The 13,655-nt window shown below is 31.3% G+C and carries 15 protein-coding genes; 7 read left to right on the top strand and 8 right to left on the bottom strand.

Features of this window, described 5'->3' with window-relative positions:
- Window positions 1–80 precede the first annotated feature (80 nt).
- Together DM444_RS04345 and DM444_RS04340 are read right to left on the bottom strand one after the other, a co-directional pair.
- Window positions 81–776, bottom strand: coding sequence for an ABC transporter ATP-binding protein (locus DM444_RS04345; RefSeq protein ID WP_111284347.1), 696 nt, complete (start codon window positions 774–776; stop codon window positions 81–83).
- Between the two features lie 61 nt (window positions 777–837).
- Window positions 838–2,298 carry a DUF5687 family protein gene (locus DM444_RS04340; protein ID WP_111284345.1) on the bottom strand — a complete coding sequence of 487 codons (1,461 nt, stop codon included), beginning with the start codon at window positions 2,296–2,298 and terminating at the stop codon, window positions 838–840.
- Between the two features lie 128 nt (window positions 2,299–2,426).
- On the opposite strand from DM444_RS04340, the gene DM444_RS04335 reads away from it, so the two are divergent.
- The 3 genes from DM444_RS04335 to DM444_RS04325 all read left to right on the top strand — a co-directional run bounded on the left by DM444_RS04335 (window position 2,427) and on the right by DM444_RS04325 (window position 4,537).
- Window positions 2,427–3,479, top strand: coding sequence for a 2Fe-2S iron-sulfur cluster-binding protein (locus tag DM444_RS04335; RefSeq protein ID WP_111284343.1), 1,053 nt, complete (start codon window positions 2,427–2,429; stop codon window positions 3,477–3,479).
- A 109-nt stretch (window positions 3,480–3,588) separates the two neighbouring features.
- Window positions 3,589–3,963, top strand: coding sequence for a hypothetical protein (locus DM444_RS04330; protein WP_239455582.1), 375 nt, complete (start codon window positions 3,589–3,591; stop codon window positions 3,961–3,963).
- A 229-nt stretch (window positions 3,964–4,192) separates the two neighbouring features.
- On the top strand, window positions 4,193–4,537 hold the full coding sequence (locus DM444_RS04325) for a hypothetical protein (RefSeq protein WP_239455581.1): 345 nt from the start codon (window positions 4,193–4,195) through the stop codon (window positions 4,535–4,537).
- A 201-nt stretch (window positions 4,538–4,738) separates the two neighbouring features.
- Here the strand turns inward: DM444_RS04325 and DM444_RS04320 are convergent, their stop codons facing one another.
- Together DM444_RS04320 and DM444_RS04315 are read right to left on the bottom strand one after the other, a co-directional pair.
- A complete protein-coding gene (locus tag DM444_RS04320) occupies window positions 4,739–5,749 on the bottom strand; it encodes a glycosyltransferase family 9 protein (RefSeq protein ID WP_111284339.1) in 1,011 nt (336 codons plus the stop codon).
- A 44-nt stretch (window positions 5,750–5,793) separates the two neighbouring features.
- Window positions 5,794–6,399, bottom strand: a complete 606-nt coding sequence (locus tag DM444_RS04315) for a DUF4254 domain-containing protein (RefSeq protein ID WP_111284337.1) — start codon at window positions 6,397–6,399, stop codon at window positions 5,794–5,796.
- 110 nt (window positions 6,400–6,509) lie between these two features.
- Here DM444_RS04315 and upp point away from each other — a divergent pair, with 110 nt between their 5' ends.
- Window positions 6,510–7,163 (top strand): uracil phosphoribosyltransferase, encoded by a 654-nt coding sequence (gene upp, locus DM444_RS04310; RefSeq protein ID WP_111284335.1) that lies wholly within the window; start codon window positions 6,510–6,512, stop codon window positions 7,161–7,163.
- Here upp and DM444_RS04305 read toward each other — a convergent pair.
- Entirely contained in the window at window positions 7,158–8,087 is a 930-nt protein-coding gene (locus DM444_RS04305; RefSeq protein ID WP_111284333.1) for a DUF6427 family protein, read from the bottom strand. The two genes, upp and DM444_RS04305, sit on opposite strands and share 6 nt — an antisense overlap.
- Window positions 8,088–8,228: 141 nt before the next feature.
- Between DM444_RS04305 and DM444_RS04300 the strand changes: the two genes are divergently transcribed.
- A complete protein-coding gene (locus DM444_RS04300; RefSeq protein ID WP_029271378.1) occupies window positions 8,229–8,459 on the top strand; it encodes a DUF6341 family protein in 231 nt (76 codons plus the stop codon).
- A 41-nt stretch (window positions 8,460–8,500) separates the two neighbouring features.
- Here the strand turns inward: DM444_RS04300 and purD are convergent, their stop codons facing one another.
- Window positions 8,501–9,775: a phosphoribosylamine--glycine ligase gene (gene purD, locus DM444_RS04295; RefSeq protein ID WP_111284331.1), complete on the bottom strand. Its 1,275-nt coding sequence runs from the start codon at window positions 9,773–9,775 to the stop codon at window positions 8,501–8,503.
- A gap of 133 nt (window positions 9,776–9,908) precedes the next feature.
- On the opposite strand from purD, the gene DM444_RS04290 reads away from it, so the two are divergent.
- Entirely contained in the window at window positions 9,909–11,219 is a 1,311-nt protein-coding gene (locus tag DM444_RS04290) for a phenylacetate--CoA ligase family protein (protein WP_111284329.1), read from the top strand.
- Between the two features lie 42 nt (window positions 11,220–11,261).
- Window positions 11,262–11,792 carry an ORF6N domain-containing protein gene (locus tag DM444_RS04285; protein ID WP_111284327.1) on the top strand — a complete coding sequence of 177 codons (531 nt, stop codon included), beginning with the start codon at window positions 11,262–11,264 and terminating at the stop codon, window positions 11,790–11,792.
- A gap of 35 nt (window positions 11,793–11,827) precedes the next feature.
- Here the strand turns inward: DM444_RS04285 and DM444_RS04280 are convergent, their stop codons facing one another.
- Window positions 11,828–12,595: a glycosyltransferase family 2 protein gene (locus DM444_RS04280; protein WP_111284325.1), complete on the bottom strand. Its 768-nt coding sequence runs from the start codon at window positions 12,593–12,595 to the stop codon at window positions 11,828–11,830.
- 30 nt (window positions 12,596–12,625) lie between these two features.
- A complete protein-coding gene (locus tag DM444_RS04275; protein WP_111284323.1) occupies window positions 12,626–13,609 on the bottom strand; it encodes a UDP-glucuronic acid decarboxylase family protein in 984 nt (327 codons plus the stop codon).
- Window positions 13,610–13,655 lie beyond the last annotated feature (46 nt).

Genomic DNA, 13,655 nt, shown 5'->3' with positions numbered 1-13,655 from the left:
AGTTTAAATCAGATAACTACTAAAAATTGTTTTTAGTATATTGACTTGTAAAAATACGCTTCTTTTTTAAATATTGAAATTTATACTGCAAAAAACAATTCGAGTTCTTGTAAGGTTTCTTTTGAAGTTTGAATATCTTTCACAACCTCACCTTTATTAAGAGCAACTATTCGGTCACAAACCTCTACTGTATGCTGCAAATCGTGGCTTGAAACTAAAACCGTTACATTTGGATCATCTGCCAATTCTTTAATGATTTTTTTCAATCGGCTAACCGTTGTTGGATCTAGATTTGCAAAAGGTTCATCTAAAATTACAACTTCAGGATTTCCAATAAGTGTTGCTATGATTCCCACTTTTTTCTGGTTTCCTTTTGACAAGTCACGAAGGTATTTTTTGTTCTTTAAAATTTCTCCGTTAAAAAACTCCTCATATTTCGCCAATAACGCATCGATATCTGCTTTATTCTGATTACGCAAATCACCAATAAAATAAAAATATTCTTCAGGAGTTAAATATCCGATAAGGAAATTTTCATCTAAAAATGATCCTGTAAAAGATTTCCAGTTTTCACTTGTATTTACCTGAATATCATGGCTTTTTATATATCCTGTTGAAGGTTGGATAAGATCTAAAAGCAAACTGAAAAAAGTTGTTTTTCCTGCTCCGTTATTTCCAACCAATCCGAAACTTTGCCCTTTTGGAATTTCAAGATTGCTGATATTTAATACAGTTGTTCCGTTATATGTTTTTGAAAGTTGACTTACTTGTATCATGGTAATTGTAAATTTTAGATTGTTGATTTTAGATTAATTATCTAATTGACTCATTTTCTAATTAATTCTTTTGTTTGTATGCGCTAATCGTACTGTATTTCTCAATCTTGTATCTTTTTTCGATTAGAGAAAATACTTTTTCTTTGAAGATAAAACCTAAAATTCCAGCTCCAGCTACTAAGCTTAACGCCACAGTTTTATCTGCAAAATGTAATCCAAGCCAATACAATAATAAAGGCAGAAATATTTTTGGTAAAGACAAAAGCATTGAATTAACGTTAAAAGCTTTTTTATCTCCAAAAGCTCCGCCGGCGTTACTCAAATCAATTGGAGTTTTTGTAAAAGCTCCGCCTAAAAGAACTAAATGAGAATTGACTCCAATATTATAAATCGCTCCAACTACAATCGTTAAATAAACTTCCCATCCATAAAAAAGGTAAAATGATGCCAAAATGGTAGAAATAAAAGTAACAATTACAATAAGCCACCATTTCGCAGTAATGTAACCTCGATACGGAATATTCTGTGTCATCATTAATTGATAATATGAACTATCCCAGCTTGGTACAAATTGTCCAAAAACAAAAAGAAATCCTCCCGAGACAAATATTCCAGCAAAAATGTGCATTGCCGCGGGTTGATGCGGGTTGGCGAAAAAAATCAATCCATAAAATAAAAAGATCACACTCATTACAATAGTTGTCTTAGACCTTTTATTTCTTTTGATAAGTTTAATATCATTTTTAAGGAATGTTCCCAAAGTTCCAAATTGGTTCAGCCAAGTTAAATTCTCTGTTGACGCAACATCATGTTTTACAGAAAGACCTGCATCTAAGTATAAATTCTTTTCAAAGTATTTGAAAGTAAAAGCATAAAGCCCAATTAATACTAAAATTGGAATTAAAAATATTCCATCGATATCATAAAAGCTCTGAAAAAATGGCGTTGTAAATGTCGTGATATCAAATAACTTATAATATTGCGCGCCTCCAAAAACGACAATCAATACCACAAATACAGCAAACAATTTGTCAATATTGCTCAAAATAATATTCAGGAAATTATTGATGTATATCATAGCCATTATTCCTAAATGCCAAAAAATAATTTCGACAACATCGTAACCATTTAAAATTAGTACAACCGAAAATGGAATAAAAAATAAAGCATGCACCCAGTTAAAAAAAGACAAAGCCGTTTTGCCTAAAGAAAAATGCACAATTGTTGGCTTCTTAAAAGGAAGAACCAATAATGGTTTAATATTTAAAACAGGAATTGATTGTAGCAACAATCGAATTATTAAATCTAAAAGGAAATAATAAATCAGAAATTTGTTGACAGTTACTAATGGTTCCAATTTCATCTCCTTAAGGACATAAAATGCTCCAACTCCCATACCAATAAAAATTAGGGAAAAATAGATCATTAAAAAACCTATTAAAATTTTCATTGCCAGGTTTTTACCGAAAGATGCCGATCTGCTGAAAGCCTTCCATTCGAGGTAAAGAAACTTCTTAATCATTGTTTTTGGTTTTAGTATTTTTGTAGTAAGAGATCAAATGTAGGAAAACGTTACAAAAAAAGTTAAAAAAAATAATTTAGTGGCAATCTTTTAATAGTGGTTTGCTACTTTTGCATAAAAATTCTATCATGCCTTCATTCTTAAAACTAATAATTAAAGAGGTTAAACGTGAAACTGCAAATGCTGTTTCTGTACTTTTTAATGTTCCCGAAGAACTAAAACCTGACTATAAATTTATTGCAGGTCAATATATAAATTTAAAACTAACTCTTGATAATCAAGAAATTAGACGTGCTTATTCTATTTGCTCTGCACCAGACAGCGGCGAATTACGAATTGCTGTAAAAGCAGTAAAAAATGGTCTTTTTTCTCAGTTTGCCAACACAACTTTAAAAGCAGGTGATGTTCTAGAAGTTGGGCAGCCAGAAGGAAAGTTTACTTTTGAGCCAGACGCTGAAAGACAAAAAAACTATGCAGCTTTTGTTGCAGGAAGCGGAATTACTCCTGTTCTTTCAATCATAAAATCGGTTTTAAAAAATGAGCCAAAAAGTTCATTTGTATTAGTTTACGGAAATAAAACTCCTGAAGAAACAATCTTTTTTCAAGAACTTCACGATTTACAACTACAATATGTAGGAAGATTTTTTGTGCATTACGTTTACAGTCAGGCAAAAGCTGAAAATGCTTTATTTGGAAGAATTGAAAAATCTTCTGTGAATTTTGTTTTAAACAACAAACACAAAGAGCTTCAATTTGATAAGTTTTTCCTTTGTGGACCAGAAGACATGATCAATACTGTTTCAAATGTTTTGAAAGAGAAAAATGTAAAAGAGTCTGCTATTAAATTTGAGCTATTTACGTCTTCTTCTGAAGAGCATGCAATTCAAGGTTCTCAAGAGGGACATACAAAAATTACTGTTTTAGTAGATGATGAAGAGACTACTTTTGAAATGTCTAAAAAACAAACTATTCTTGACGCAGCACTAAAACAAGGTGTTGACGCACCATATTCTTGTCAAGGCGGAATCTGTAGTAGCTGTTTAGGGCGTGTGACAAAAGGAAGTGCAGAAATGACGAAAAATTCTATTTTAACAGACAGCGAAATTGCCGAAGGTTTAATTTTAACTTGCCAAGCACATCCAACTTCAGAAACTATTTATGTTGATTACGACGACGTATAGTATTTGAAAATTCCAAAATATAAAAATCCAAATTCCAATTTTACAATTGGGATTTGGATTTTTTTTTGTTTAATTGCGTTATTTCTAATCTTTGTCAAAGTTTAAAACTTTGACAAAGATCTGGCTTGGTCCCGAGGCCTCGGGATGGCATTTAAAAATTGAAATTGAATTGAATATGAAATCTGTACGAGAAATTTTTAGAAACAAAGAATATCTTCTGGATGAACCTGAAGTTATGAAGCTGATTGATTACTGTGAAGAACTTCAGGATGAAATTGTTGAATTTAAATTTCAAAAAACCGACAATAAAGAACTTGCTTTGCTCGACATGATCAAAGAAGTTATAAAAGGATGTGATGCCATTGAAAGAGAACAAATGGAGCATGAACGCTACGGTTATGACGCGCCAAATTACCAGGAAACCATTGCAAATCTAAAAAGTTATATCTACCGTCGTTGTCGCGATGAGAAGATTTGGCTCTAATTGAAATAAAAACAAAATTTTATTAAAATTTTGCCAAATTTTCATTAAATTAGGGGTATAATTATGGCAATATCAATCTCGCCTTTTGAGAATTTGTAGAGCTAAATCAAATTTGTCAAACATTTAAACATTAAATATCATGACAGCTCACGTTCAACACTTTCATTTATATCTATTTATTATGCTATTTGTAACTGCTTCGCTATGCGTTCTGGCAGTTATTATAAAAATGAAAAACAAAAAAGGTCCAAAGATGCTTGAAAGAGAAAAATACAATTCAACGTTGACCGAAAAAATGGTAGAAGTTAAAAAGACCGATTCGAATATTTTTAATATCTGGCCTTATGTAAGCAAACTTAAATCGGCTAAAGTTTTATCTAAGAAAATAAAAGATCATGACTTAATTTATAAAATTTACAGAGATTCATCTGATAAATTTGAACACATTCTATTGTCAACCGAAGACAAAAACAACTTTGTCAGCATTATAGTAAACAAAAAAAGAAAAAAAACTATCGGATATTCTTTCCTCGATTCTAATGAAAGATATGATCTAAACAAAAATATTGCTTAAATATTGTTTGATCAGCAAATACCCCAGCGGGGTAAAATATTTATCGGATCACAATAAAACAAAAGAAAAAAGCTCCAGCGGAGCGACATTATAATAAAAAATGTCGCTCCGCTGGAGCTTTAATATTGTAGACGTGATTCTTTTGTATAAATATTTCGCTTCTCCGAAGCTTATAACAAAAAAACGCTATTTTTTAATCTTTTATGAAAGCTGCTCTACAACTTTTTCAACAACCTGTTGTGGTAAAATCGTTTTCATCGCATCTTCATAACCTTCAACCATTTTATTTCCATAAACCGAAGTTGGTAATTTTGGATATTGATTTCGGTCTGAAGTCAGTGCGTTTTCTAAACTTTGATTGAATGGCAAAAATCCAGCGTATGGATGGGTTGCGCCCCAAAGCGTAACAACTTTTACTCCCAACATTGCTGCAATATGAGCATTTCCAGAATCCATAGAAAGCATTACGTCTAGATTGCTTATCAATTTTAATTCTTGCTGAAATTTAATTTTTCCAGCAACATTTATTACATTTTTAAAAGGTTCTGAAAGCGAATTTAAAATATCAATTTCTTTCTTTCCGCCACCAAAAAGCAAAATAGTTTGATCTTTATTTTCGGCCAATTTTTCAATCACATCTTTCATTAAATCTAAAGGATAAACTTTTGAATCGTATTGGGCAAAAGGCGCAATTCCAATTAATTTTTGATAATTCTCTCCAATTAAATCGGTAATTTCTGCACTTAAAATCGCTTTTTTAGGAAATTCAGGATGAGATAAATCTACAGGAAAACCAAGTTCTTCAAATACTTTTGCGTGTCTTTCAAACATTGTTGGCAATTGTTTGAAAATCTTATTTTCAGCACGGGTTAGTTCTTTTTTTCCTTCTCTTCCTTTATCAACTGTTGCTCTTTTTTTTCCGCTTAAAGCGAAAAGTAAACTCACAACCTTAGATCTCAAAACGTTATGAAGATCTGCAAAGGCATCTATTTTCAGTTTTTTTACATCTTGAAATAAACGTAAAAGTCCAAGAAATCCTTTATGCCTTTCTTTTTCATCAAAAGCAAAAAATTCCAAATTCGGAATTCCTTCAAAGAAAGGTTTAAAAAATGGACGAGAAATAACGGTCAATTTTACCGTTGGATATTGTTTTACAAAAGCTCGTAAAACAGGAACCGTCATGGCGACATCTCCCATTGCGGATAGTCTCATGACGGCTATATGCTTAATTTTGCTAGACAAGTCTGCCAAATTATTTATTTTTTATTTTGATATAAAACAGGATTCAATTCATCGTCGTTGTACATTTTCATTTGTTTGTACACTTTCATGAATTTATCACCATTTTCAATATCTGTCAATAATTCTTCAATTGCTGTAGATAAATCTGTTCTTTGCTCTAAAAGTATATTTAATTTTTCCTGACATTTATCTCTGTGCTCTTGAGAAGCCTCTGCACGAGTAGCTTCTTCATGCATGTGATAAATTTTTAAAGCCAAAATTGACAATCTGTCAAAAGCCCAAGCTGGACTTTCAGAATTAATTTTTGCTCCATCTTTTACTTTTACACTGCTATATTTTTGTAAAAAGTAACTATCAATATATTCCACCATATCAGTACGTTCCTGATTTGATGCGTCAATTCTTCTTTTTAAAGTCAATGCCGCTACTGGATCAATCTGCGGATCACGAATAATATCTTCAAAATGCCATTGAACGGTGTCAATCCAATTTTTTAGATATAACAAATGCTCGAACTTATCTTTTGGATAAGGATTATTAATCGGCTGATCTACATTATCAAACTGATGATAATCTTTGATGCTCTGCTCGAAAACAGAATAAGCTAATTTTGAAAACATGTTTTTTATTTTTTATGAAACAAAGATACTTTTTATACTTTTATAGTTTGAAAAAAAACATTAATTTTTCAATTATTCTTAAAATACAATTGATCTTCTAAAAAAATCTTATGAAAATCCACTATATATCCGAGAACAACAGTGTATTAAATCATTTTTTGGGTCAAATCCGAAATGTAAATGTTCAAAACGACAGTATGCGTTTTCGTAGAAATATTGAACGCATTGGCGAAATTATGGCTTATGAATTAAGTAAAATTTTGCCTTATAAAGAAGTTGAAATCCAGACACCGCTTGGAATCAAAAAAACAACAGAAATCGAAACCGATTTGGTTTTATGTCCAATTCTAAGAGCTGGATTGCCACTTCATAACGGATTTTTAAATTATTTCGATCATGCCGAAAACAGTTTTGTTTCTGCCTGCAGACATCATCCTAATAATGATGATGAGTTTGAAATCTTAGTTGAATATCAGGCAATTTCAAACTTAAATAATAAAACCGTTCTACTCCTAGATCCAATGCTAGCTACCGGACAATCTATTGTAGCTGTTCATAAAAGATTAATTGAGAATGCTTCTCCCACAGAATTTCATATTGTAGTCGTTATTGCTGCTCCTGAAGGCATTGCTCATCTAGAAAAAAATCTTCCTGAAAACTGTCACTTATGGGTTGCGTCTTTAGATGAAAAACTAAATGAGAAAAACTACATTGTTCCAGGACTTGGTGACGCTGGTGATCTTGCTTACGGAAGTAAATTATAACTGAGAGAAAAACAGAATTAAACTACAGACTATCAAGGTATAATAAACAATTTCGTTGTTTAGTTTTTGCTGCATATATTCAACATGGCTTGTTGCCATAACTGTTAAAGGCGCAATACTGAACAATAACAAATCGTTGCTTTTATCTGGCGAAACGATGTAAACAAAAGCTGCAATAAAAAAGCAGGCCACAATTTTCTTGTATGAAGAATGTACTATTTGTGGTCTGTTTGATAATGTCATTAACATTGAAGTAACAAAAAACAAAGCTACAGCGGTGTATATTGAAAGCGCTGCATTTTCATAATTGTTCTTAAAGTAATCTATTTTAAAATCGACTACAGCTCTTTCCTGAAAAAAAGCTATGGCATCAATTTTTAAAATTAGAGATGTCATATAAAACAAAATTGCCACTGCTAAAAGTGCAATAAATGGCAAAACCCAGTTTCTATAATCTCTCGAAACGTGAAAAATAATGGATATAAAAACCAATATTAAGAACAGCACGCTCCAAAATTGAAATAAAGAAGCTACAAAAATCCAAAATGATGCATCAAATATTTTTTCTTTCGATGATTTAAGAGATTGTAGCGAAATTAATCTTCGAAGAGCCAATAAAATAAAGAAATTGGCATAAATAACATTTGTGTTGTTAAATATCGTTGGGAAAAATAAAACAAATAATAAGTAGAAAAGTATCGCGTAACCATTGTCTTTACTGAGTCCGTTCTTTTTTACAATAAAATTAATCATAAAAAAAGAAGCCAAAATAAAGCATAATAAGCTCACTTTTTGGAACGCCAAAAAATAGGAACTAACCCAAGCTGGGTCTTTAATTTGGAACATAAAAAAGAAAACCAGTATCAAAATTACAACCAACGAATAATTTAATGGCGTAGATTTTTTAAAAACACTTGTTATCATAAGGATATTTTATACTTTTGTGATTGTAAAGATACTACTTGTTTAAAAGGAAAAACCTAACAAGTTGAAAAAAGATTTGGTTCGCCGAATTTTATCTTCAAGGCATTACACAACAATAAATAACATATAATTTTTAAAATTATGACAGCTTTTTTCGAAGGAATTCAATACCTATTCGTTAACATTTTGTTTGCTCCTCTTGACTTTTTACGTCGTTTGGAATTAATTACATGGTTTGGTGCAAACACTATTAACTGGATTTTCATGATCATCTGTGCATGCGCAATCGTTTATTGGATTAAACAATTACGTATTTTTGATGACGCTGGAACAGAAAACCAAGATACAACAGCTCATTCATTTTTAAAATAAAAACCAAACCCTTAATTAAAAGGGTTGGTCAAATTTATTTTTTAAATTAAATCAAAGCCGATATCTTTTCTAAAATACATCTTATCAAAGCTTAGTTTATCTATGTTTTGGTAAGATTTTTTTATGGCCTCTTGGAAATTATCTCCATAAGAAGTTACAGCAATTACACGTCCTCCATTAGTAACGACATTTCCGTTATCTAATTTTGTTCCTGCATGAAAAACTATAGAATCTGTAACATTTTCTAATCCCGAAATTACTTTTCCTTTTTCGAAATCTTCCGGATATCCACCAGAAACCACCATAACAGTTGTAGCGCTTCTTGGATCAATTTCTAAATTGAAATCTCCTAATTTCTGATCTGCAACAGACAAGAACAATTCTACTAAATCTGATTTCAATCTAGGAACCACAACTTCAGTTTCAGGATCTCCCATTCTTACGTTGTACTCAATAACGATTGGTTCATTTTTAACATTGATCAAACCAATGAAAACAAATCCTTTATATTCAATTCCATCTTTTTGGAAACCTTCGATTGTTGGTTTTACAATACGAGTTTCAATTTTTTCCATTAAAACTGAATCTACGTAAGGAACTGGAGAAACTGCTCCCATTCCACCTGTGTTTAAACCTGTATCTCCTTCTCCAATTCGTTTGTAATCTTTTGCTGTTGGAAGAATTTTATAGTTTTTTCCATCCGTTAAAACAAAACAGCTTAATTCGATTCCATCCAAAAATTCTTCAATAACAACTTTTGAACTCGCTGTTCCAAATTTGGCATGAACCAACATATTTCTTAATTCAGTTTTTGCTTCTTCAAGATCTTGAATAATCAAAACTCCTTTTCCAGCTGCCAATCCGTCTGCTTTTAAAACGTAAGGTGGCTGTAAAGTTTCCAGAAATTTACATCCTTCTTCAACTGTTTCGGCAGTAAAACTGTCGTAAGCTGCAGTGGGAATGTTATGTTTCATCAAGAATTCTTTTGCAAATTCTTTACTTCCTTCTAATTGAGCTCCAACTTTTGATGGTCCAATAACCGGAATATGTTTTAAACTTTCGTCGTTTTTAAAATAATCGTACACACCTTTTACTAAAGGATCTTCAGGTCCTACGACTACTAAACTTATATTTTCTTTTAGCACTAATGCTTTTACTGCTTCAAAATCGGTTGCAGAAATTGCAACGTTTTCAGCAATTGCAGCAGTTCCCGCATTTCCAGGTACTACAAAAAGTTTTTCGCAAAGTGGACTTTGAACCATTTTCCACGCAAATGCATGCTCTCTTCCGCCTGATCCCAATAATAAAATTGTCATGTGTTGTTGTATTTTAGTTGTGGTGCAAAAATAATTGCTTTTGAACTTAAAAAATAATTTAATCTTAAAAAGTTGCTCATTCTTCCATGTTAGTAACTGGATAATATTACTTTTGACGAAAAATTAGTCCCAAATGATTTCTCTATTTGACATTACGCTTCGTTTAAATGGTTTTCCGATAAAGGAAGCTAAAGCCGAATTGCAAAAAATTGTCAATTTATCTGAACAAGAATATGTTCTTTTTCTTGAAAAGAAGAAAAAAGAAATTGTCGATTTTCATTTGGAAAATAATCCTTTTTATAGCCAATTAGCTGGAAATTCAACTGCTAAAAGTTGGGAAGAACTTCCAATTTTAAATAAGCAAAATTTGCAGAAACCTCTGGAAGAAAGACTTTCAAAAGGTTATTCTAAAAAAACGGTTTACCTCAACAAAACATCTGGATCCAGCGGAACTCCTTTTGTTTTTGCAAAAGACAAGTATTCGCACGCTTTAACTTGGGCTTCCAACATTATGCGTTTTGGCTGGTTTGGCATTGATTTTAACCATTCGTATCAGGCACGTTTTTATGGAATTCCAATGGATTTTATTGGATATCAAAAAGAGCGCTTTAAGGATTTTTTGAGCGGACGTTTTCGTTTTCCTGTTTTTGATTTGTCTGATGCTATTTTAGAGAAATTCCTAAAAAAATTCAGAACCAAAAAATTCGATTATATTAACGGTTATACCAGTTCTATTGTATTATTTGCCAAATATTTAGAAAAGAAAAATATTGTTTTAAAAGACATTTGTCCAACTTTAAAAGCTTGTTTTGTCACTTCCGAAATGCTTTTTGAATCGGATAAAAAACTTTTAGAAAAACAATTCGGAATTCCGATTATCAATGAATATGGTGCTTCTGAATTAGATTTAATTGCTTTTGAAAATCCTAAAGGCGAATGGCAGGTAAATGCTGAAACTCTTTTTGTGGAAATTTTAGATGAAAACAATAATCCTGTTCCACATGGAACGGAAGGAAAAATTGTGATTACATCTTTGTTCAACAAAGCAAATCCTTTCATTCGATATGAAATTGGCGATATTGGAATTTTGGATGAAAAAAGTACACCTCAAAAACCAATTCTTAAAAAATTAATTGGAAGAACCAATGATGTTGCTGTTTTGCCAAGTGGTAAAAAATCTCCAGGTTTGACATTTTATTATGTAACCAAAAGCATCATTGAAGATGATGGAAACGTAAAAGAATTCATTATCAAACAAACTAAATTAGATACTTTTGAAATTGAATATATTTCTGAAAATGAATTAGTTTCAGAACAAATTCAAAAAATAAAAGAAGCAATTGATTTGTATCTCGAGCCAAATCTAATCTTCACTTTCACCAGAAAAACTGTTTTAGCAAGAACCAATCGCGGGAAACTAAAGCAGTTTAAATCTTATTTGTAAATATAAATAAAATCTTACATTTGTTTTTTTAATTAAAAATTTATGGAAGATCAATCTTTACTTTCTGAAGAAACAATTTCTAATAAAATATATTTTATCCGTGGTCAAAAAGTGATGCTTGATCGTGATTTGGCGATGCTTTATGAAATAGAAACTAAAGTTCTAAAACAATCTGTTAAAAGAAATTTATCCCGATTTCCGGAAGATTTTATGTTTGAACTTACTAAAATAGAATATGATTCTCTAAGGTCACAAATTGTGACCTTAGAGAAAGGAAGAGGTAAATATCAAAAATATCTGCCTTTTGTTTTTACAGAACATGGCATTTTAATGCTTTCAAGTATCTTAAAAAGCGACAAAGCCATTCAAACCAATATTCAAATCATGCGTATTTTCACAAAAGTGAGACAAATGCTTCTCGATACAACAGAAATAAAAGTTGATATTTTACAGATTCAGAAGAAGTTAGAGAATCATGATAAGAATATTGAATTGGTATTTTCTTATTTAGATGAATTAACTGAAAAGAAAGAAAATGAATCTGAAAGAGTGAAAATTGGATATAAAAAATAATTATCTAAGGTCGCAAATTGCGACCTTGAAGGATTTTAAATCTTCTTTATATATTTTGGTTTGATTATCAATTGAGTAAACAAAAACCTTATCATCAATAAAACAGAAAAAACAAGATTATACCCATGAAATTCCCTGTAAACACCAAAATTATGTTTGATCAATTTAAATTTTGAAGAGGAAACAGAATCTTTTCTAATTCTGTAAAAAGCTAAAGATTCTGGAACTGGTTTTGCTATTTTAATTTGTTTTAAAATTGTAAGCCATATTCTCCAATCTTGTCTTTTTTGCGACGTCTCTAGAGTGATTTTCCCAAAATAATCTGCGTCATAAATGGCTGTCAAATTGCCAACATAATTGCAGAAAAACAATTGTTTATAAGTCAACGGATTTGGTGATTCTACTTTTCTATTCAAATCATTTCCGTTCTCATCAATAGAATTGTAAAAGCTAAAAGTAAAGTGCAAATTATTTGCTTTTAAAAATTGAATTTGCTTTTCTAATTTCTCAGGAAACCATAAATCATCAGCGTCTAAATAGGCGATATATTTTCCTGTGGCTTTTTCTAAAGCGGCGTTTCTGGCAAAACCATTTCCGCGATTTTCTAGTAATTTGAAAAGCTTTATTCGGCTGTCTTTTTTAACAAATTCCTCAATTATAGCAACCGTATTATCTGTAGAAGCATCATCAATCAAAATCATTTCCCAATTTGTATAGGTTTGATTTTTAGCAGATTCTATTGTTAATCTAATGAACTTTTCAGTATTAAATGTTGGTGTTAAAATAGATACTAAATCGTTCATTAGAATTTGTTTTCTTAAAAAGTGGAATTTTTATTTAATATAGCTTGAAAAGTCTTTGTGTTCTTCTTTCGAAAGTTCCTCTGGAGACAACGATCTGAAATAATCATAAGTAATTTTCATTCCTTCTGCACGGCTCACTTTTGCTTCCCAACCTAACAATTCTTTTGCTTTTGTTGTATCAGGCTGACGCTGCAAAGGATCGTTTATTGGCAAAGGATGATAAACCACTTTCTGGTTTGTTCCTGTCAATTTTATAATTTCTTCTGCAAAATCTTTGATCGTGATTTCGTCTGGATTTCCAATGTTAACCGGATACACATAATCAGAATGCAGTAATCTGAAAATACCTTCAACTTGGTCGTCAACATAACAGAAAGAACGCGTTTGCATTCCGTCTCCAAAAATTGTTAGATCTTCTCCACGTAATGCCTGACCAATAAATGCTGGAATTACACGTCCGTCGTTTAATCGCATTCTTGGACCATAAGTATTAAAAATACGAACAATTCTAGTTTCTACTCCGTGAAAAGTATGGTACGCCATTGTGATAGATTCCTGAAAACGTTTTGCTTCATCATAAACTCCACGCGGACCAATTGTATTTACGTTTCCGTAATATTCTTCAGTCTGAGGATGAACTAATGGATCTCCATAAACTTCTGAAGTCGAAGCAATCAAAATTCTAGCTTTTTTAACTCGAGCTAATCCCAATAAATTATGCGTTCCTAAAGATCCTACTTTTAAAGTCTGAATTGGAATTTTTAAATAATCGATTGGACTTGCTGGTGATGCAAAATGCAATATATAATCTAAATCACCGGGAACGTGAACAAACTTGGTAATATCATGGTGATAAAACTCAAAGTTTTCCAGTTTGAATAAATGCTCAATATTTTTAAGATCTCCTGTGATTAGATTATCCATTCCAATTACAAAATAACCTTCTTTTATAAATCTGTCACATAAATGCGATCCTAAAAAACCTGCCGCTCCAGTAATAAGTATTCTTTTCATGTTAATTGTTTAGCCAACGCAAATGTAGTTGATTTGAAAAATATTT

It is taken from the genome of Flavobacterium ginsenosidimutans (genome assembly GCF_003254625.1).
Lineage (GTDB): Bacteria > Bacteroidota > Bacteroidia > Flavobacteriales > Flavobacteriaceae > Flavobacterium > Flavobacterium ginsenosidimutans.
This window is presented reverse-complemented; position numbering and strand designations above follow the sequence as displayed.

Excerpts from the sequence above, each read along its gene's own strand:
- DM444_RS04345 (WP_111284347.1), bottom strand. The coding sequence starts at position 776 with ATGATACAAGTAAGTCAACTTTCAAAAACATATAACGGAACAACTGTA.
- DM444_RS04340 (WP_111284345.1), bottom strand. The coding sequence starts at position 2,298 with ATGATTAAGAAGTTTCTTTACCTCGAATGGAAGGCTTTCAGCAGATCG.
- DM444_RS04335 (WP_111284343.1), top strand. The coding sequence starts at position 2,427 with ATGCCTTCATTCTTAAAACTAATAATTAAAGAGGTTAAACGTGAAACT.
- DM444_RS04325 (WP_239455581.1), top strand. The coding sequence starts at position 4,193 with ATGAAAAACAAAAAAGGTCCAAAGATGCTTGAAAGAGAAAAATACAAT.
- DM444_RS04320 (WP_111284339.1), bottom strand. The coding sequence starts at position 5,749 with ATGAGACTATCCGCAATGGGAGATGTCGCCATGACGGTTCCTGTTTTA.
- DM444_RS04315 (WP_111284337.1), bottom strand. The coding sequence starts at position 6,399 with ATGTTTTCAAAATTAGCTTATTCTGTTTTCGAGCAGAGCATCAAAGAT.
- upp (WP_111284335.1), top strand. The coding sequence starts at position 6,510 with ATGAAAATCCACTATATATCCGAGAACAACAGTGTATTAAATCATTTT.
- DM444_RS04305 (WP_111284333.1), bottom strand. The coding sequence starts at position 8,087 with ATGATAACAAGTGTTTTTAAAAAATCTACGCCATTAAATTATTCGTTG.
- DM444_RS04300 (WP_029271378.1), top strand. The coding sequence starts at position 8,229 with ATGACAGCTTTTTTCGAAGGAATTCAATACCTATTCGTTAACATTTTG.
- purD (WP_111284331.1), bottom strand. The coding sequence starts at position 9,775 with ATGACAATTTTATTATTGGGATCAGGCGGAAGAGAGCATGCATTTGCG.
- DM444_RS04290 (WP_111284329.1), top strand. The coding sequence starts at position 9,909 with ATGATTTCTCTATTTGACATTACGCTTCGTTTAAATGGTTTTCCGATA.
- DM444_RS04285 (WP_111284327.1), top strand. The coding sequence starts at position 11,262 with ATGGAAGATCAATCTTTACTTTCTGAAGAAACAATTTCTAATAAAATA.
- DM444_RS04280 (WP_111284325.1), bottom strand. The coding sequence starts at position 12,595 with ATGAACGATTTAGTATCTATTTTAACACCAACATTTAATACTGAAAAG.
- DM444_RS04275 (WP_111284323.1), bottom strand. The coding sequence starts at position 13,609 with ATGAAAAGAATACTTATTACTGGAGCGGCAGGTTTTTTAGGATCGCAT.